The organism is Kribbella alba, assembly GCF_039529635.1.
In the GTDB taxonomy this organism is placed as follows: domain Bacteria; phylum Actinomycetota; class Actinomycetes; order Propionibacteriales; family Kribbellaceae; genus Kribbella; species Kribbella alba.
Genome location: NZ_BAAANE010000016.1, coordinates 1 through 18,510, shown reverse-complemented (window position 1 = coordinate 18,510; position 18,510 = coordinate 1). Strand labels below are relative to the sequence as shown.

At 64.7% G+C, this 18,510-nt stretch carries 20 protein-coding genes; 12 read left to right on the top strand and 8 right to left on the bottom strand.

What is annotated here, in order from left to right:
• Window positions 1-266: 266 nt before the first annotated feature.
• Window positions 267-1,673, bottom strand: coding sequence for a proline--tRNA ligase (gene proS / locus ABD210_RS31680; protein ID WP_344116649.1), 1,407 nt, complete (start codon window positions 1,671-1,673; stop codon window positions 267-269).
• Between the two features lie 565 nt (window positions 1,674-2,238).
• Here proS and ABD210_RS31675 point away from each other — a divergent pair.
• From ABD210_RS31675 to ABD210_RS31655, 6 genes are all read left to right on the top strand, one after another.
• Window positions 2,239-3,216 carry a radical SAM protein gene (locus tag ABD210_RS31675; RefSeq protein ID WP_344116647.1) on the top strand — a complete coding sequence of 326 codons (978 nt, stop codon included), beginning with the start codon at window positions 2,239-2,241 and terminating at the stop codon, window positions 3,214-3,216.
• On the top strand, window positions 3,197-4,477 hold the full coding sequence (locus ABD210_RS31670; protein ID WP_344116646.1) for a radical SAM protein: 1,281 nt from the start codon (window positions 3,197-3,199) through the stop codon (window positions 4,475-4,477). Before ABD210_RS31675 ends, ABD210_RS31670 begins: the two co-directional genes overlap by 20 nt.
• A gap of 3 nt (window positions 4,478-4,480) precedes the next feature.
• On the top strand, window positions 4,481-5,644 hold the full coding sequence (locus ABD210_RS31665; RefSeq protein ID WP_344116644.1) for a hypothetical protein: 1,164 nt from the start codon (window positions 4,481-4,483) through the stop codon (window positions 5,642-5,644).
• Window positions 5,641-6,786, top strand: a complete 1,146-nt coding sequence (locus ABD210_RS31660; protein WP_344116642.1) for a DUF455 family protein — start codon at window positions 5,641-5,643, stop codon at window positions 6,784-6,786. The genes ABD210_RS31665 and ABD210_RS31660 overlap by 4 nt, the downstream gene beginning before the upstream one ends.
• 697 nt (window positions 6,787-7,483) lie before the next feature.
• A complete protein-coding gene (locus tag ABD210_RS32575; protein ID WP_425552774.1) occupies window positions 7,484-7,666 on the top strand; it encodes an SEC-C metal-binding domain-containing protein in 183 nt (60 codons plus the stop codon).
• A gap of 260 nt (window positions 7,667-7,926) precedes the next feature.
• Window positions 7,927-8,901 carry an aldo/keto reductase gene (locus ABD210_RS31655; RefSeq protein ID WP_344116640.1) on the top strand — a complete coding sequence of 325 codons (975 nt, stop codon included), beginning with the start codon at window positions 7,927-7,929 and terminating at the stop codon, window positions 8,899-8,901.
• A 91-nt stretch (window positions 8,902-8,992) separates the two neighbouring features.
• Here the strand turns inward: ABD210_RS31655 and ABD210_RS31650 are convergent, their stop codons facing one another.
• Complete coding sequence (locus ABD210_RS31650) at window positions 8,993-9,484, bottom strand: hypothetical protein (RefSeq protein WP_344116638.1); 492 nt, start codon at window positions 9,482-9,484, stop codon at window positions 8,993-8,995.
• 319 nt (window positions 9,485-9,803) lie between these two features.
• On the opposite strand from ABD210_RS31650, the gene ABD210_RS31645 reads away from it, so the two are divergent.
• Window positions 9,804-9,941, top strand: a complete 138-nt coding sequence (locus ABD210_RS31645; protein ID WP_344116637.1) for a hypothetical protein — start codon at window positions 9,804-9,806, stop codon at window positions 9,939-9,941.
• A gap of 107 nt (window positions 9,942-10,048) precedes the next feature.
• On the opposite strand, the gene ABD210_RS31640 is transcribed toward ABD210_RS31645, so the two are convergent.
• The 3 genes from ABD210_RS31640 to ABD210_RS31630 all read right to left on the bottom strand — a co-directional run bounded on the left by ABD210_RS31640 (window position 10,049) and on the right by ABD210_RS31630 (window position 12,471).
• A complete protein-coding gene (locus ABD210_RS31640; RefSeq protein WP_344116635.1) occupies window positions 10,049-10,504 on the bottom strand; it encodes a GNAT family N-acetyltransferase in 456 nt (151 codons plus the stop codon).
• Window positions 10,505-10,606: 102 nt separating this feature from the next.
• Window positions 10,607-11,590, bottom strand: coding sequence for a hypothetical protein (locus ABD210_RS31635; protein ID WP_344116634.1), 984 nt, complete (start codon window positions 11,588-11,590; stop codon window positions 10,607-10,609).
• On the bottom strand, window positions 11,587-12,471 hold the full coding sequence (locus ABD210_RS31630) for a LysR family transcriptional regulator (protein ID WP_344116633.1): 885 nt from the start codon (window positions 12,469-12,471) through the stop codon (window positions 11,587-11,589). Before ABD210_RS31630 ends, ABD210_RS31635 begins: the two co-directional genes overlap by 4 nt.
• Before the next feature lie 143 nt (window positions 12,472-12,614).
• On the opposite strand from ABD210_RS31630, the gene ABD210_RS31625 reads away from it, so the two are divergent.
• Window positions 12,615-13,520, top strand: coding sequence for a YecA family protein (locus tag ABD210_RS31625; RefSeq protein ID WP_344116632.1), 906 nt, complete (start codon window positions 12,615-12,617; stop codon window positions 13,518-13,520).
• 42 nt (window positions 13,521-13,562) lie between these two features.
• Window positions 13,563-13,967: a hypothetical protein gene (locus ABD210_RS31620; protein ID WP_344116631.1), complete on the top strand. Its 405-nt coding sequence runs from the start codon at window positions 13,563-13,565 to the stop codon at window positions 13,965-13,967.
• 48 nt (window positions 13,968-14,015) lie between these two features.
• Here the strand turns inward: ABD210_RS31620 and ABD210_RS31615 are convergent, their stop codons facing one another.
• On the bottom strand, window positions 14,016-15,842 hold the full coding sequence (locus ABD210_RS31615) for a plasmid pRiA4b ORF-3 family protein (RefSeq protein WP_344116630.1): 1,827 nt from the start codon (window positions 15,840-15,842) through the stop codon (window positions 14,016-14,018).
• Between the two features lie 61 nt (window positions 15,843-15,903).
• On the opposite strand from ABD210_RS31615, the gene ABD210_RS31610 reads away from it, so the two are divergent.
• From ABD210_RS31610 to ABD210_RS31600, 3 genes are all read left to right on the top strand, one after another.
• Entirely contained in the window at window positions 15,904-16,038 is a 135-nt protein-coding gene (locus ABD210_RS31610; RefSeq protein WP_344116628.1) for a hypothetical protein, read from the top strand.
• Window positions 16,035-16,457 (top strand): VOC family protein, encoded by a 423-nt coding sequence (locus ABD210_RS31605; RefSeq protein ID WP_344116626.1) that lies wholly within the window; start codon window positions 16,035-16,037, stop codon window positions 16,455-16,457. The genes ABD210_RS31610 and ABD210_RS31605 overlap by 4 nt, the downstream gene beginning before the upstream one ends.
• A 93-nt stretch (window positions 16,458-16,550) precedes the next feature.
• Complete coding sequence (locus ABD210_RS31600; RefSeq protein ID WP_344116625.1) at window positions 16,551-17,336, top strand: L,D-transpeptidase; 786 nt, start codon at window positions 16,551-16,553, stop codon at window positions 17,334-17,336.
• 276 nt (window positions 17,337-17,612) lie between these two features.
• Here the strand turns inward: ABD210_RS31600 and ABD210_RS31595 are convergent, their stop codons facing one another.
• Both ABD210_RS31595 and ABD210_RS31590 read right to left on the bottom strand, forming a co-directional pair.
• A complete protein-coding gene (locus ABD210_RS31595; RefSeq protein ID WP_344116624.1) occupies window positions 17,613-17,966 on the bottom strand; it encodes an ArsR/SmtB family transcription factor in 354 nt (117 codons plus the stop codon).
• Between the two features lie 5 nt (window positions 17,967-17,971).
• Window positions 17,972-18,244, bottom strand: a complete 273-nt coding sequence (locus ABD210_RS31590) for a hypothetical protein (RefSeq protein WP_344116622.1) — start codon at window positions 18,242-18,244, stop codon at window positions 17,972-17,974.
• Between the last annotated feature and the right edge of the window lie 266 nt (window positions 18,245-18,510).

The following is an 18,510-nucleotide window of genomic DNA, read 5'->3' as shown; positions in this document are numbered from 1 at the left end:
CAGCATCTTCCGAAGGGGTCAGTTTTCAGTCGCCGCCTAGGGGTCAGTTTTCACCTGCCGTCGACACTGATTCGGCGCCTGGAACGCTAACGGGATATCCCCCTCCAGGCGCCGGCGGTCCTTCACCTGCTAGCCGTTGAGATCTCAGCGCGGTCTTGGTGCCTGGACATCCCGCGCACTGAACTACGACGCGCCTTCTGGAACAGGAGTATCTGGAGCGTCTGGTCCTGATTCACCCGATCCGAGAAGGCACTGCCTTACTACTGTTAGTAGGCCCGTCCGAGGTAGGCAACGGCGGCAGGATCATCGTCCGCCTCTGGCAGCGAGCCATCGCGACGCTGGAGACAGCGAACCGTGACGCCACTCGTCGCCAGTTCCTGTTCGCCAGCCGTGCCGACGCTCGCCCAGGGCATGCGGGCAATGCCGGTCTGCGCCACTTCGCGCACCTCGTCGAGGGTGGTGCAGTCGGTGATGAGGGCATCACGACGGGCAGTCGCGGCGGCGAGCATGTCCGCCTGGATGGTGGTCATCAGCCGTTGCGCTTGATCGGCCACGCTGTCGAGCGTCACCCTTTCCTTGCTCTGGGTGTCACGCCGGAAGATGGCTGCGGAATCCTCCGCCAGGTCTCGTGGGCCTATTTCAATCCGCACGGGGACACCTTGCAGATCCCAGTCAGTGGCGCGCCAGCCGAACGCCTGGGCCAGGTTGTCGTCCAGCTTTGCCCGCAGCCCGCGAGCCATCAGGTCTTGCGTGAGCTTCTTTGCAACCTGCGTGACCGCGCCGTCATTGTCCTTCACCACAACGACGGCGACCTGGATCGGTGCCAGCGCCGGCGGCACGACCAGTCCCTTGTCGTCACCGTGGCCCATGATCAGACCACCGACCATGCGTGTCGAGGATCCCCACGAGGTCGTCCAGCACAGCTCGGGCGAGCCATCGGCTGGAGAGTATTTGATATTGAAGGCGCGGCTGAAGTTCTGGCCCAGCTCGTGCGAGGTGCCCATCTGGAGCGCCTTGCCGTCCCGCATGATGCCTTCGCATGTCATCGTGTTCTGCGCGCCCGCGAACCGCTCCTTCGGCGTCTTTCGACCCACAATGACCGGCAACGCCAGCACGTTGCGCATGAAGTCTTCGTAGACGTCACGCAGGATCGTGACGGCGTAGTCCCGGGCGTCGGCCTCGCTTGAGTGGGCGGTGTGGCCCTCCTGCCACAGGAACTCGGTGGTACGCAGGAAGATGCGGGGACGCAACTCCCAGCGCACCACGTTGGCCCACTGGTTGAGTAGGAGCGGCAGATCACGGTAGCTGTCGATCCACTTCGCCATGTACTCACCAATGACGGTTTCGCTAGTCGGTCGAATCGCCAGGGACTCATTCAATTCCTTGCCACCGCCGTGTGTGACGACCGCGAGTTCCGGGCTGAAGCCTTCGACGTGCTCGGCTTCGCGCTCGAAGTAGCTCATAGGGATGAACAGCGGAAAGTAGGCATTATGTGCGCCCGCTGACTTAATGCGCTGGTCAACCTCAGCCTGCATCCGCTCCCACAACGCATAGCCGTTCGGTCGGATAACCATCGTGCCGCGCGACGGCCCGTTCTCAGCAAGCTTCGCCTTGGTCAGCACATCCTGATACCACTGAGGGAAGTTGTCTTGCTGAGCGGTCAGAGGGGCCACGTGCTGTCTCCTTAGTCAATACTAATGGCAGTTATACCAAGATTTAATAATCCACATTTCGCTACGCTTATGCGCATCTGAGATGCATGGGCGCCGTTTCTCACGACGACAGTTCACCATCACGCGCGCCCCAAGCGTCTGCAGCAGTGTGCCACCCCACGCCGCCGACTGCACCTCGGTTGTACACAGGCGCTCACGTTTGCCTGACGCAACACGTAGTGGGCGCCTCAGCCACCTCCACGCCAGGACCGACCGCCGAGCTTGGGCTGCGCGAGTGGTGCGCTGGCGGACCCGTTCCGCACAAATTCGCCGACATCATCATGCGGCCTTGGGGTCGGAACTCTGCACTTTCACCGGCGTAGTGCCGAACTTTTGCCGAACTTCGCCACCACCACGGTCGTCCGCCGATCGCACAGGTGTTAGCGTCCCGATTAGTCACAAACAACAACCAAGGAGGCTTCATGACGAAGATTGTCCTGCTGCCGGTAACGCCGCGCACGCCCGGGCGTTCTGACTGATGGAATTGACTGGCCAGTCCCCGCGACACGCGGCTGTGTCGCGGGGATTGTTCTTGTTGGTCAATACCTACTGCGACATCGCGTGCTCTTATTGCTTCTACACAACCGACCACGAGGCGCGGGATGACGACATCTTGACCGTTGCCACCGCTGAGTTGGTTGACCGCCTGAGAACGTTTCACTTTGGTAGCGTCATTCTGAGTGGTGGCGATCCGCTGAACCGGGCATCGAAAGCAGCGACGATCCCCCTCGTCCGCGATCTGATCAACAGCGGCCTACGGGTAATCATCAACACCAGCGCCGCCTTCTTGACCGACGACGATTGCCAGAACCTCGCGGAAGCGCGACCGACCCGCGTGGACATCTCAATTGACTCGGTCAACGCGCGGGTGCACAACCTGCTGCGAGGCCGCCACACCGACACAGTCGCCGCCATCCGCAAACTGGTTGCGCTGGGGGTACCTGTCCAGACGACCACCGTCGTGACCGGTGCGAACGTCGACCATGTCGCCGAGACCGTCAGTGCGCTGGAGCAGCAAGGGGTGACGCGCGCGACCATCCAGCCGGCTTTTCTCCCGGCCACACTGCCGGACACCAGCTTCGGCCGCCGGGCTGACGCGCTGCGGCTGACGGTCACTGACGAACTGCGCGCCTGGTTGAGGCAGCGCGCTGCTTCGGCCCCGGATCCGGATGCTGCCGAGGCGTATCACGCACTGTGGGATCAGCACTGGGGTACCGGCGAACTGCATACATCACTCACGCCGTTCTGCGTGATGGGCAAAACGCTCTATGTCTGCGCGGCAGACGGCAGTCTAACCGGCTGTTTCCATCGCCCTGACGTCGAACTCGGCAACCTCTTCACGTCCGATGCCGACATGCTCGAAGTAGCCCTGAGGACCAACGAGTTGACACGCCATGCTCTTCCCTCGTGTGCCGGACCGCACTGTGTGTCGCTGTTCGAAGGTCCCCGCGCCTGGCGGCGAGCAGACCATGAGGAGGCTTCAGTTGCAGCCCAGCACCTTTAGGCTCTACGAAGCGGCTGGCCACACGTTCGCGTGGCTGCCCGCCACCCTGCAGATCATTGAACTGGATGCGGTACATGCTGAGGCCGCACACCTGTTGTTGCACAAGATCGAAGCCGGCACGGGCGAGGTAGTCGCGGCCGTCGACGGACCGATCGCTGCGGCGCTGGAGGCGCTTGACAACGCCGGCTTCAGCAGCCAACAACTGAAGGTGGACCAGGCGGTACTTGAGGCCGAGCCGATGGGCTTCCGGATCAGCCTCACCGAGAACTGCGACTTCGCCTGCGAGGGATGCTTTTCCACCACCGCCCTCCGGCAGACAGGCAATCCGCTCCGAACGATGACACGCCAGACGCTGGAGTCGGTGCTCGATGAGGTGATCGTGCCCTGGGCCAGGCGGCGATCGCTGAGGCTCCATTTCTTCGGTGGTGAACCGATGCTGCGCTTTCCGCTCATCAAGCTGGCCACGCTTAAACTGGACGAACTGGAGCAGGCAGGCGATATTCACCCGATCAGCTTCTCGATGACCACCAACGGTTCGATCCTGTCCGACGATCGCATCGCTTTCTTCACCGAGCACGGCTTCGACGTCGGCGTATCGGTCGAACTGACGCCCGCAATCCATGACCAGATTCGCATCGACCTCAAGAGCCGTGGAACGTTCGATCGGGTCGTCCAAGCCTACCGCAGGCTGCGCGAGTTCGGCTGCACGTCGCACGTACTGGTCACGCCGTACCCGCCGTTGCCGGACAACGCGCTTGATGCCTTTGCTCAGCTGCTCGAGCGCTTCCCCGGCGAGTCGATCACGGTCAACACGCCATTCGACGGCACCACTCTGGGCTGGTTAGGCGCCGAGGAGCATCTGTCCTTTCTGCTCGGTGCGCACCGCATTTGTCGGGAGGCCGGGGTCAGCATCGACAGTGCCTTGACGCCGATCCTGTCGGCCATCAGCAGCGAGACACCGCGACTCAGCCCCCAAGCCACCACGGGCAATCAGATCATGTTGGGCATCGCGCCGGACGGACAGGTCGTCAGGTCGACCCACAAATTCGCCGATGCCTACGCGGTGGATGCCACTGCGCCAAAGCTTCCCGCCACCTGGCGGGAGCCCTGCCGTTCCTGTGAAGCCGCCTTGGTCTGTGGTGGCCCGAACGAGGAGTACCAGGTAGCGACTGGTCTTGACGTCGATGACCAGAAGTGCACCTTCCATAGGCGAGCTCTACCGCTGCTGATCAAGGACCTCCATGTGTACCGAGCGGAGTAGCACGTGCAGCCGACGAGGTGGTCAACGCTGTTCTTCCCCACCAGCTCTGGCGCCACCCACAAGAAGACAGGCACCGATTGGCTGCTGTCGAGTGGCTACCTGACGCGCGTGGACCGTGGTGTCTACGGCTGGCTGCCGCTAGGCCAGCGAGTCGTTGGGGCGATGGATCACCTCACTCGCACAACCGCAGAGCGGCTTGGCTACAGCGAGATGGGCCTGCCGTTGCTGCAACCGCTCGTCGTCTGGGAGGCGTCGGACCGCTATGAACAACTCGGTGACCTGTTGACCCGGGTGCCGATGAAGGCCGGAGAGTACGTGCTGAATTCGACGCAGGAGGAAGTCGTCGAGATGGTGCTGGCGAGTCATGGCAACTTCGCCGGAGCGCGCCTGTTCCAACTGTCTGACCGCGTGCGCAACGAACTGCGACCCGCACACGGCCTGACCAGATCACTGACGTTCAAGCTCGCCGAGTGGTACTGCTTTGCCGAAAGCAACGAGGCGATCCGGAAGGAACTAGTCGTCCTCCGCACCGAGCTCGCGTCCGCACTGGAGAGACTGGGGCTCGCAACGACGTACGTCCAGCACCGCGAGCGGCTCGATCTGACGTCGGTGGCGGTGACATCGACAGCGGACGTACGTCAGTTTCGATACAGCATCTGCACTGGCTGCACCTACACCTTCCGCCCGGAACTGGAAGTCTGTCCACAGTGTGGCGGGCGTTGTGAGGTGACCGCGGCAGTGGAAGCGGCCGACGTCTTCGCGCGCGCTGCCGTCGGCGCGTTACGCGGTCATCGGTACGTTGGCGCAGGCCTCGGGGTCTACCGCACGATCTCGCTGGTGGCCGAGAACCTCGCGAACGGGATCCGCCTGTGCTGGCCACGCGCCATCTGTCCGTTCGATGTCAACATGATCGTCGGCGACAACGGTGCCGTCGAGAGCGAGCAGGTCGCTCGCCATCTGAGTGCTGCCGGCCACTCGGTCATCATCGACGATCGCCCGCTCCGCTTCGGCCGCAAACTGTTCGACGCCAAGTGCTTGGCAGCACCGCTGGAGATCATCTTCAAGCCTGACGGTCGCGTCGAACTCAACGACCGCGTCCACGACAAGGCGACGGTCGTCGCAGGAGGCGCCGCCGAAGCAGCCGTTCGCATTCTGGAGGAACAGTGACTACCCGCTTCGATTGGCGAGTCGCGGACTCGCGTCATCTGTTGCAGCACCTGTGGGGTATCTGGGCCGACACGCTGGTGTGCTGCTGCCAAAGCCTGGTGAGTAGCTCATGCCTCGACCACAAGCCGACGCTGAGCGACTGCGCTCGCAACGCAGCGCGGGTCATGGCACTCATCTCCGCACGGTATGCCGATCTCCGCGGCCACGACGAGCGGCTTGGGCGCCTCTGGCAACGCTCTGAGCACTACGCCACCACACTCGCCCCAGCCGACGTGACCAAGCGCCTCCTCGACGGCGTCGAACCCGTCCTGCCAACGAGAGCGGCGAACGGTTGGCTGTCACTCTACGACGCCGACACGGCCCATACCATCGATACAGCCACCCATGAGGCTCAGCGCATCGCTCGCGTCCTCTGCGCTGACGCGCTGCAAACGTCCTTGGCGCCACTCGACCGCAGGTGGCAGCTGCCACGTCGCCCAGGCCGGCCAGCGGGGTTCCTGATAGAGGATCAGGTGAACTCCGGGACCCCGACAGGAACCCCCGGCCGGTTCGTACACGGCGCCATGTTCACGATCGAGCTCTGCGCCGCAGAGCTATGTGCAGCAGCACTCGCGCTGCACGCACTCGAAGTGCCGACCGGACTGCTAGCCGACATCAGCAAGCAGGTGTACGACGAGATGCGGCACTTTGACATGCTGGCCGGCCTCCTTGAGCGACACGACACTAAGATTGGCGACCACCCGATCGACACGCTCATCTGGGACAAATTCCTGCTCGGCGAGACATTGGCCGAGCGGCTGGTGATCGAACAACGGCTCGGCGAAGGAATCGGCCTCGACGGCGGCTATGCGCTGTACGCCAAGTTCATCGCGGCCAACGATTACCACGCGTCGCAGTGCTTTGACTTCATCAACGCCGACGAGATGACGCACGTCAGGAATGGCAACCGCTGGATCGAGTATCTGGTCGGTGGACCCGAACAACGAGCTGCGCTGGACGCCAAGATGCGGGAACGCTTGGCTGACCACAGCTGGCCGGTACGGCACCGCGAGCCCATAAACACAACCGATCGGTCGCTGGCCGGTTTCTCGCAAGTCGAAATCGAAGACATCCAGAATATGGCACGTGGTGCAACGCCCTGACGGTAATCAGGCGGCCCGGCGTTCAGCAGTCGATAGATTACTGCGGACGGCGGGGTGTTCCGGGACCCGGGCAGGGCAGGCAGACCTCATCGCCGAAGGCGGCGAGGACGGTGACTACTCGGGAGTGGAACTCGCGTAGTACCTGTTCGGAATAGGTCACGACGAGAATGCTCGCGCCGAGTTGGCGGTGCTGAAGGCAACAGGTCGGACGTCCGGCGTATCGCCTCGCGGCGGAGCTGCTCGAAGAACGTGGGGTGCTGGCCGAAGCGCTGGACTGGTACACGATGGCGACCGAACGATTCACGACGAAGAGCTTGCCACCGTCGGCGAGGACGCAGGCTGGGCGTCATTGCGGGAATGTTGGTGCGGAGCCGCAGTGGCGTGCAGAGGCGGGATGGGGTTGGCCCCCGACGAGACTGATCAGCTGGTGGCAACCGAGGAGGTCGAACTCTCCCATCGGCCGTTCCCGTCCACCGAAGAGGCCATGGATACGATTCGTGCGCACCGCGGCCTGCCAACCGAGGTCCGGATCTTGTTCTGGCTGCGGTCCGAGTTCGACGCGGCACGCGAGCGTTGGCCGACGCGATCGATCAGGGCGTAAGCCAGGCGCAGTACTTCCGTGACCTCAAGACCAAGCTGGACACCATGGCGAGCGAGGCAGCCCGCCGGGTCGGTGCCATGCCCTGCGGCTCAATAGATTCTCGCCGTACTTCGACGCAGCCGGCTGCCGTCCGTTGGAATCGTCGGCCACCCGACGGCACTATCTCGACGCCCGCTACAGCGAGGGTCATTACCTCCAGTAGCCGCCGCCGCGGAACCGGCCCGTTGGTGCGGATCGGGAACGAAGTACAAGGAGTGCTGCGGTGCACCGACCCACTGACTCAGAATTCTGGTTAGGCCGCGAGGTGGGTGTTCCGGACGAACGACGAGGCGTGCAGCTCGCGTTCGAGCGCGCGGATCGAGGCGGACAGTCCGGACTGCGAGATCGACATCGCCTCGGCGCCCGGGTGAAGTGCTTCTGCTCGGCCACAGCCACGAGTGATCGAGATGCCTAGCTTGCAGGACTCAGAAGCACATGTGATCGAACCCAGCGGATTCTCCTGTTGGACATCTGACCACCCCAGGCAGAGGCTGGAAGCCATGGAATTCACTAATCTTGGCCGGACCGGCCTGACTGTCAGCCGTATCTGCCTGGGCACGATGAACTTCGGGCCTCACACCAGCGTGGACGACTCCCACGCGATCATGGATGCGGCTCACGAGAAGGGCATCAACTTCTTCGACACCGCCAACGGGTACGGACGGGCCATCTACCCCGGTCGCACCGAGGAGATCATCGGCGAGTGGTTCGCTAAGGACGCCAAGAACCGCGAGAAGACCGTGCTCGCGACCAAGGTGTACGGCGACATGGGTGACGGCTGGCCGAACGAGGGCAAGCTGTCCGCGCTGAACATCCGCCGCGCCCTCGACGCTAGCCTCAAGCGCCTTCAGACCGACTACATCGACCTGTACCAGTTCCACCACGTCGACCGCGCCACCCCATGGGACGAGATCTGGCAGGCCATGGAGGTCGCCGTACAGCAGGGCAAGATCCTGTACGCCGGCAGCAGCAACTTCGCCGGGTGGCACATCGCCCAGGCGCAGGCCGCCGCGAAGGAGCGCAACTACACGGGCCTCGTCAGCGAGCAGTCGATCTACAACCTCATCGTGCGCGATGTCGAGCGTGAGGTGCTGCCGGCCGCACAGGAGTACGGCCTCGGCGTCATCCCCTGGTCCCCGCTGCAGGGCGGTCTGCTCGGTGGTGTGATCCGCAAGGAGAACCAGGGCGTACGCCGCCTTGAAGGTCGCGCGAAGGAAGCACTCGAGAAGCTGCGCCCGCAGATCGAGCAGTACGAGGCCCTCGCCGAGGAACTCGGCTACGAGCCCGGCGACGTAGCGCTCGCGTGGCTGCTCCACCAGCCCGCGGTCACCGGCCCGATCGTCGGCCCCCGCACCATGGAGCAGCTCGAGTCCGCGGTCCGCGCAGTCGACGTGAAGCTCGACGACAAGGCACTCGCCAAGCTCGACGAGATCTTCCCCGGCTACAAGACCTCGCCCGAGGACTACGCCTGGTAAGTCACCGTCTGTCGGGTGTGGCCGGCATCCGGGCCGGCCACACCCGACAACGTTGAGGCTCTCCAGTCGAACCGATTGAAGGGCTAACGGTTCAGCTGCGGCACTCCGGCCGATGCAGTTCCTCGGCCGCCGCCCGCCAGGTGTCGGCCTCGATGAGGTTGCCGCACTGCTCGCAGCGGAACGCTACGAAGCATCCGTCATCCCATACCGAGCCGTCTTCGTCCTCGCCGGTGACCGGAAAGTCTGCGCCCTGATCGAACGCCGGGCTGACGACAGCCGCCTCGGCAGCGGAGATATGCGTAGAGAACGTCCGAGTTCCACTTCCCAAACGAATAGCCGCGGCGAGAGTCCGATAGGCGGCACCGCCCAGGAACGGCATGCGTCCCAGCCCGCGTCCGCAGCACGGATGACCGACGGCGCTCAGAGTCGATTCCGTGACGCTGGCGATCAGCCACCTCCAGGACGGGACCGCCTCAACCTCGAGTTCGTAGCCGCGCCAAGAGTGCGACACAAAGACGCGATTCACCCGCCCCGACCGGTGGTCAAGCCATGCGGCAATACGGCCGCCCGTGATGGTATCCATCGATGCACCTCCCCAGTCCCCCGGCGCGCGTCCAGCGGATGCTGGACGAGGTCACGCGCCGAGGCCGACTGGGTTGGTGAAGGCACTCGTCATTGCAGCAGTATTGCCGCGCAGCCCATCTCAGTCCATCGGTCATTGAGCCCCGCGTTGGCAAACTGAGCGAATGCCTGACAAACAAGCGCTAATCCGCCCTGCCCGTATCGACGACCACGAACATGTCTGGCCCTCGCCCGGGACTTTGCTACCACGTTCCGACCCCAACGCGCCGCGTTCGACGCCGCCTGGGCTCAGCTGGTCGACGGCCCACACACGCGCCTGCTTGTCGCAGAGACCCCTGAAGTGGGCGCAATCCATCGGCGCCGCCTACCTCGCCCTAGCCAGCCGCCGAGCCGGACCCTTCTACCTCGCCCTCGACTACGAAGACTCCGCCGTCTTCTACAAGAAGACGTTGACCTGAATCCGGCACCAGCGGAACCGAAATTCACGACGACGGGTGGACCAAGTCACTTGACGAATCCCACCCACAATCACCTCCCCGTCTCCAGCGGACACGCGTCCTCCGGACTACTGCTCCAGTCGGTAGAAGAGCTTGGACTCGTTGGGCTCGACACCAAAGGTCTCGTAGAAAGCTTGCGCGCCTGGGTTGTCCTGGTCGGTCGTCCACTCCACCCGACTGCAGTCGTGCTTGCGAGCGACCTCGAACAAGCCCTCCATGATCTGCCTGCCGACGCCGCCGCGGTGCCGCCCTTGCCTCACGTACAACTCCTTGAGGTAGAGCGACCTGGTCAGGCCAACAGCCGGCCACAGGAACGAGTACGCCGCGAACCCGATCCCCGCGCCACCGTCCGTGGCCAGCAGCGCGTACGCCGCCGGGGGATCTCCGAAGAGTGCCTCCTGGATCTGCTGGCGGCGGATATCGAGCGGCTCGACGTCGTTGGCACCGTAGAAGCGGTCCATCTCCTCGGCCAGATCGGCGACGGCGTCGATATCGTCGGACGTTGCCGGGCGCACCAGGGTCACGGATGGCGGTCCCTTCAGACGGCGGAGGCGATCAGGTCTTGCACGCTGCCAAGTGTCACGCCATACGCGAACCAGTCGCGCGGTTTCAGCCTGGTCATCGAACTACGCCTGGTAAAGCAAGGTCTGCCGGTGGTGCCAGGCGAGTCGTAGACACGAGGCGCTCGTCTGGCCCATTGAATCCCCTATGGTCAAACGCGAGATGGTGGCATCGTCGAACCCGTAGCCGGGGACGATGTCACCTTCCGCATTTCGTGAGACTCGGTCGCCGAACAGTTCGTCGTACAGGTCGGCGTCGAAGACAACGGCTGTGGCGATGGCGGCGTTCAGGGTGAGGGCGTCGAAGACGATGCCGAGGATGTAGGTGCGGAGCTTGCCGGATTCGCGCGCGGCGGTCATGTGGGCCGAGAAGGACGGGCTCGGGGGCTGGCCGAGTAGCTCTTCGCTGTATTCGCGGACGATGTTGCGCCAGAGGTCGCTGCCCAAGCCGCCGATCGGCTGGAACTCCCCCGCTGGCACCAGGCTGTAGTGCCCGCCGCCGACTCGCGTCGGATCTCGCCGTAGTAAGAGGAAAGTGCCCGTACTGCGTACTGCGTCGCGGCGGATCGTCACGGTCACGATGCCCGGGTTGACCGCTCGCCTAGCGAGATCGAGTGGATCTCCCACCAGAGCACGGAAGGGCAGCCGCGGCCACGTAAGCTCCCCGTCGAGAGCAGCGGCGGCAGCCTCGTGAGCCAGGGCCTCGGAGACATCGAGCTTGTCGAAGTAGGACGACATGCCGAAGGTCAGCTCGTTTGACCTCCACGCGACCGACAGAAGCCGATAGCTCGGCCTGTCCTCGAAGAGCACTGGCGGGGCGAGGTCGCGGATCGCCGACGTGTATCGCGTGTAGGCCGGGGACGGCAGCGTCACAAAGGCCGGAGGTTCGCCGCCAGTGACGACTGGCGCAGGCGGGTCCGGCTTCCAGCGCACAGCAAGCTGCTCGAGTGGGACCGGCTCATCCGGAAGGCAGGCAAGCGACTCGTAGAGAAGGGCAGTCTCGCGTGCCAGGTCCGGGCCGATGCTGCGCCGGATCTGGAGCCAGTTCAAAGCCGACGGTTAGTCGGCAGCATGCCGATCAGGGCGTCGGCGGCGAGGCTGGCGGCTGAGCCGGCCGGGACTGCGACTGAGACCTGCCACTGGTCGGCCGAACCGTCGGTGAGGGGGACGGTGATGTGGTTGCCCTGCTTGGCGGCGATTCGTTCGGGGACGAGAGCGACGCCGAGGTTGTGGCTTACCAGGGCCAGGAGGGTGTGGACGTCGTTGACCTCGATGGTCACCGGGTGGGCGACGCCGGCTGCTGCGAAAGCGTGGTCGGAGATCGCGCGGGCGCCCCAGGTCGGGTCGAAGTCGACGAACGCCTCCCCTGCCAGCTCGGACAACGAGACCGCAGATGCGAACGCAAGCCGATGCTCAGCTGAGCACACCATCACCATCGACTCCGTCGACAGCGGCCGGAGGTTCAGGCCCTCGATCGGGTGGCCGGCCGTGGCGACGAAGGCGACGTCGAGGCGGCCGGACGCCAACTCGTCGAGCATCGGAGTAGAGCCGCCCTGGCGGACCTCGATCTCGACACCTGGGTACGCCGAACGGAACTTCGCCAGGAGCGCCGGTACGTCGACCACTCCCAGGCACTGCTCCAACCCGACGGTCAGCGTGCCGCGGAGCAAGCCCTGCACGGCGGCGACGGCGTCCTTCGCAGCTTCCGCGGCGGCGAGGGTTCGTCGGCCTTCGCACAGGAGGGCTCGGCCGGCCTCGGTTAGCTCGACGCTGCGGGTGTTCCGCACGAAGAGTGAGGCATGCAGCTCACGCTCGAGCGCCCGGATCGACGCGGACAGGCCGGACTGCGAGATCGACATCGCCTCCGCGGCCCGCGTGAAGTGCTTCTGCTCGGCGACAGCGACGAAGTGCTCCAGATGCCTCAGCTCCATGACTCAGAACTGTACTCGATCGAACTCGGGCGATTCTCCAGTTCCACATGTCGAGCCCTGGAGAGAGCGCACCATCTGAGCTGGTTGTCCACAGGATTTGGAAGACTTCGGCGACGGGCCACAAACCCCCTACCTTCTCCGGCATGAAAGGTCTGACGACGGATGAGCTCCGCAAACACTCGCATTCGATCGATGAGCGTCTATCAGGTCTGTTGGACGCCGCTCAGCATCACCTACTGGACAAGCAGCCGGGTCAGGCGATTGCCATCTGGCGGCAGCTGATCGCCGGAGGTGGGAGCGACGCCGACTGGGGACACATCGAATACGCCGACTACCTGTTCCGAGAGGGGAAGGAGGACGAAGCCCGCGCTGAGCTGGCCGCGGTAATGGCAGGGGGACGCGTCTTCGGCATGCCCTGGCGGCTGACAGCTGAGCTCCTCGAGGAACTCGGGTTCTTGGCAGACGCGCTCGTTTGGTACTCCGCGGCGACGCGCCGCCTCACCGCCGAGGAACTCGCCATCCCTCTCGGTCCGCCTTGGGCGCGAGAGATTCGGGCAGGCCAACGGAGGGTCAAGTGGAGGATGGGAATGCGCCTTGATGACACAGACCTGCTGGTCGAAATCGGCGACTTCGAGGCGGACGAGAAGTTGCTCCACGTGCTATCGCTCTTGCAGAGGCCCGAGGTGATCCACGGACGCCTACAGTTCTGGGCTCGCACCGAGTTCGAGTACCCGCATGCCTTATGCGCTAGGCACTTCGCTGCGAACCCATTGGAGCGCTACTACCAGGCGGCCGAAGACGCGCTTCGAGCACACGCCGGCCGGCTCCTCGTGTCACCGCGCACGGTGGAGAGCTTGGCGTCTGTTCTGGGCGCCGCCCTCCACGCGAAACACCTGACTGAAGTGCGGTCCGTCGCGAGTCGGTACGACGACGGTACGGGAGTCGAGTGGCCGCCGGGCCGGAATCAGCCATGCTGGTGTCGGTCGGGGACGAAGTACAAGAAGTGCTGTGGTGCCAACAGGGCGGCAGAAGACTCAGGCTCCGGCTGAGGGATGCGCAGGCGGGCGCCGCGGGCTCGGTAGGGTGTGAGCATGGCTGATGAGTACCGCGTCGAGGTTGAGCTCAATGATGCAGAGCATGGGCTCTCGTTCTGGGAGCGGTTGCGGGCGCTCGACCTCGATGATGATGCTCGGAAGCGGCTCGGCGACAAGGTGACGGTGACACGCGATGGTTCGCGGCTGCTGATCTACGCGAACACCGAGGAGGACGCGCGCGAGGCCGAGCGGACGGTGCGCCAGGTCGTGTCCGAAGATCACCTGAGCGCGGACTTCAAGCTGACTCGCTGGAGTCACGCTAAGCAGGAGTGGGTCGACCCGAGTGTTCCGGAGGACGCGGCGGCGCCTGAGCCGAGCTACGAGGGTGTCGAGACGCCCGACCCCCGCTATGTCGTGATGCAGGCCTACAAGCCGGAGTTCCTCCGCGACCTCGGCCTCTGACCGAGCTCCTGTACGCCGAGCCACCGCGGCCCGGCGTACACGCCCATTTCAGTCCACGAGCAACTCAGCCAGCTCCGCGTTGACCATGTCCAGGTCGAAGGCCGCTGCGTCGTAGTCATCGCCGAGCTGCTGCTGGTACTGCGCGTGGTCCGGATGCGCGGGATCGCTGTACGCCTTGAGGAACTCCTCAAACCCCCACGGCCCGCCCACATCCTCAGGCGGACAGTTCCGCTTGCCGGCGACGCACCGAACCTCCGGTCCAGAATCTGCAGGAAGCACCTTCTCGACGGTCACCACGTGGCTCCAGCCATCCCCGAAGTCGTAGAGATAGTCGAACCGGTCCCCCGCCTGAGCCACCTCCTGCAAGGCGAAGTCAGCGGCTTCGAGGAGATCTTCCGGCGCGTCGTCGTCGATCTCGCCGTAGATCCGCTGATTGATCTCGAACTGGTGCAGATGGGAGTTCGTCCATCCCATCGCCACCTGGATCACCGCGTGCAGCCCTGCCAAAGTGGTGGACCCCGGTACCTGGATCCGCCGCCACACCGGCGGCTTGGTGTGCTTCAGGAGCACCTTCAGCTGATACGTCGAATCGTCCGGCGCGGCGCGCATCGCACCAGTCTCCGAGCGAAGGCGCATCACGCCCTTGCGCGCGGCCTTGGCGGCTGCCGGGTCGGGGTAGTACTGGGCGAGGGCTTCCATCACGGAAAGAGCTGCCGGATGCTCGCACTGCCAGAGGTCCTCGAGCAACGCGGCGGCGTCATATTCGGCGTCCTCGGCAAGCTCGCGGATAGACTCGCGCGCCGACCGAGGGTCACCGTCCAGCTCGGCGGCGACCATGTCGATGAACACCCGGTGCAAGTCGTCCAACGACGACTCGTCGACCGCCAGACCGCGTGCGGACAGCCAGGCGTTCGCGTGCGGGCGAAGGTCAGAGTCGTCGAGACAGGCACGCACACCTTTCTCGGCCACCAGACCCAGCTGGTTGAGCATGCCGAACGCCACCACCCGATGCCCCGGCGTACCGCCACGCGCATGCTCGAGAATGCGCTCGGCCGCCACATCCTGCCCGACCGCTGCGAGCCACTCCTCGAAGGCCGAGTCCTGCGCCAGGCCCAGATCGAGTACTTCGGCCACCGTCGCGTCGGCCAGGTCAGTCACGAAAGGCGCGCCGATGCCGCCCATTTCGAACCAGTGCACCAAGCCGAACCGGCCAAGGTGAGTGAGCCGCACCTGGTCGCCGTCGACGACGAGCGCATCGATCGCCTCCAGAGCATCCAGTTTCCGCCGGATGATCTGTACGAGAAGCGCTCGTACTGCGGGTCCGAGTGAGGCCAGCACCCGGCCGAGCTCGTCCGGCGCGGCCTCGACCGAGGTGCTGAGTACATGCGTCACCAGGTCCTCGACGGTGAGGCCGCGCACGTCGACGTACAGCCGCATCAGCAGAGGCATCAACCTCTGCTCGTCGCCGGGAAGCTCGACCGTGTCCTGCAGGGTCAGCGCGAGCAGGTCGATCCACAGCTCGACGACATCGCGATCCCGGTCGTTGTCGACCTCGGCGACATATTCGGCCCGTCCCCCGTCAACAGAGAGCAACTCCAGGTCCACAGCGAGAGCCCACAGGTCCTGCAACTCGGGGAATCCGCCGGCCGCCCGCGCCTTGGGATGATCCGGCAGGCCGAACTCCTGGACCGCGGCCCGGGCGTCGGCGAGCATCAGATTGCCCGTCTTCGTGACTCGACGCTCCCCCGTCCACTCGGCCAACCGCCGTACCGCCTGAAGCCGCTCGCAGAGACGGGCCGCCGCGGCGAGTTCCTCGAAGGGAGGCAGCCGTACCGCGGGCAGCTCGAACGTCATCCGCAGGGATTCCTCGTCCATGGTGGTAAGCCTAGGCCGCCCACCTCGCCTACCTTCGCCCGTACGACCAACCTGCGCCGGCGTGGCGTCGTACTGTCGAGTCCTGAAAGTCGTCGGAGGGAACGGGCTGGTGGATGAGCTGAGCTTGTGGCCGGTGGTCGAGGAAGGCGAATACCGCGACGGGTATCTGCGCGCCGATTCCCCGGTGCAGTCATGAATCCCGTACTGCGCAAGGTCGATGCGGTGACGGTTCGCGTGCCTGATCTCGATAGCGGGCTCGGATTCTATCGGGACAAGCTCGGGCATGAATTGCTTTGGAGGAACGACGAAATCGGGCAGGCCGGGTTGAGGCTTCCGGACAGCGATACGGAGATCGTGTTGGCGACGGGGCTCGATTATGCGCCGAGTTGGTTGGTTGCCTCGGCGGATCAAGCAGCGGCGAACTTTGTGGCGGCCGGCGGACGTCTGAAAAGTGAGCCGTTCGACATTCCCGTCGGTCGGTGCGCGGTCGTGGAGGATGCGTTCGGCAACGTCTTGGTGCTCGTGGACTTGTCGAAGGGTTTGTACGTGACGGATGACAACGGTTCGGTGACAGGTGTTGAAGAACCCGGACCCGCGGACCCGACGGCGTACTAGCCTCGGCGGGCGCATCGGCGTACGGCGGGTCTTCGGCTTGCGCCGCTGCGTTTCTGCGACATTTGAAATACCGCCCAAGGGAGAGGGGAATCCGTGTCTCGTCGACGTGGTCTCGTTGCTGGTGCGCTGCTGCTCGCTGTCGCACTCACGGGCTGTACGGACGTAGCGGCCGATTCGGGGAGCCCATCCTCGCCCTCCCCCAAACCCTCCGCGACGCCTTCCAGTACGCCGTCCGCAACCCCGAGCTCGACGCCATCCAGTACGCCGACCGTCAAGCCGACGGTGAAACCACCGGTCAAGCCGAAGCAGATCAACTATGCCCTCGAGGTGGAACGCAAGCTCGACGCCTGGGGGTACCCCGTCGGTGACGTCGACGGCGACATCACCGTGCGCGCCCGTCAGGCCCTCTGCGCCTACCGCGAGACGGCCGGTCTCCCGGTGAGCCGTGGACGGCTGACCACGGCCGACGTCCGATCGGTGCTCACGGCAACCAAGAAGCCGGTTCCGACCAAGTCGACCGGCATCTACGTCAACAAGACGTGCCAGGTGCTCTACCAGGTCGTGAACAACACCTACCGGCGGATCGTGTGGGTCTCCACCGGCGGGCCTGGGTACGAGACGCCGAACCGCACCGGCAAGGTCTGGCGCAAGTGGGCGGGTGCCCATGAAAGCAGCCTGTATGACGACGCCTTCATGTACGACTCGCTCTACTTCCTCAAGGACCGCCCGGGCATCGCCCTGCACGGCTCCCGCGTGAACTCGCTGATCAAGACCTACCCGGCGTCGCACCGCTGCGTCCGCGTCATGCGTCCCCAGATCCACCAGATCTTCAAGGAGACCCCCATCGGCACGAAGGTCCAGGTCTACGGGGAGTACTAGCCGTCCTGGTTCTTGGGGACTCGTTCGAAGTGCATGTGTGGGCGGTGCTCGAAGGCGTTCTCCGGTAGTTGCGTGAAGAGACGGCGAGAGCCGAATCTGGCGCGCAGCGGTCATGAAGTGGTGGCCTTGAACACCAACCAGGGACCGCGGACACGAAATAACGTATTCAAGGCCCCGACCACCTGTCCCAGGTCCCAATCTTGGTCAGCGCCGCACCGCCCCCAGCCCTCCACGGCCCCCTGTGGAAAGGCATCATCACGAACGACGGCTGTCGGACTAGAGGCTTGTTGCTGTTCGGCCGGATTCGGGCTCGCGCAACTCGGCGAGAAGTTCGTTCTGACCGGCAATGAGTTCAGTGAGGATCCGGCGAGAGACCCTGAGCAGCTCGGCGACATCGCTGCTCGCGATCTCGTACACGACGCTCGACCCTTCCCGCCGCGACATCACGATCTTGTGCCGGCGCAGGATCGCCAACTGCTGCGAGAGGCTCGACGGCTCGATCGCGATCTCGGCCAGCAGCTCACGGACCGGGCGCGGAGAATCCTGCAGGAGCTCGAGGACCCGAATCCGGACCGGATGACCAAGCATCCGGAAGAACTCCGCCTTCGCCTGGTAGAGCGGTACTGCCATCCCCGTCACTCGGCGGCCCCTGCGGTCGGCCCGTCCGGATCTGCTGGAGCGGAGTCCGCGGCGCTCACGCCGTTCTCGCGGTTGACGCTCTGAGCGTGGTCCTGGTCGTTGTCCGACAGGTCTACCCCGTTCTCGGACGCGAGGCGGCGGAGGCTCTTCAACTCGCCACTGCGGACATCCATCGCGTAGAAGTCCTCCTCCCGCTCGGCCTCGTCGTACGCCTCCCGAGCAGCCTTGATCCGACCGCGCAGATCAGCCGCGAACTGGCTGGCGTCCATGAGCACCCACCCCCCCGTCATCTGCCGACTTCACTATGTAGTGAATTGAAGAATTTTGCAATTCGTCACTTCCCGGACCGACCCGCCGGGGCGCTGTCGACCTCCCGGACGGACCCGCGGAGCGGCACTACCCGGCTCGCCCCCCGATGCCGCGCGACTTCCCGGACCGACCCGCCGGAGCGCTGTCCACCTCCCGGACCGACCCGCCGGAGCGGGCGCACTACCCGGCTCGACCCGCCGAAATCATGCCGGCCATACGGCGGGTC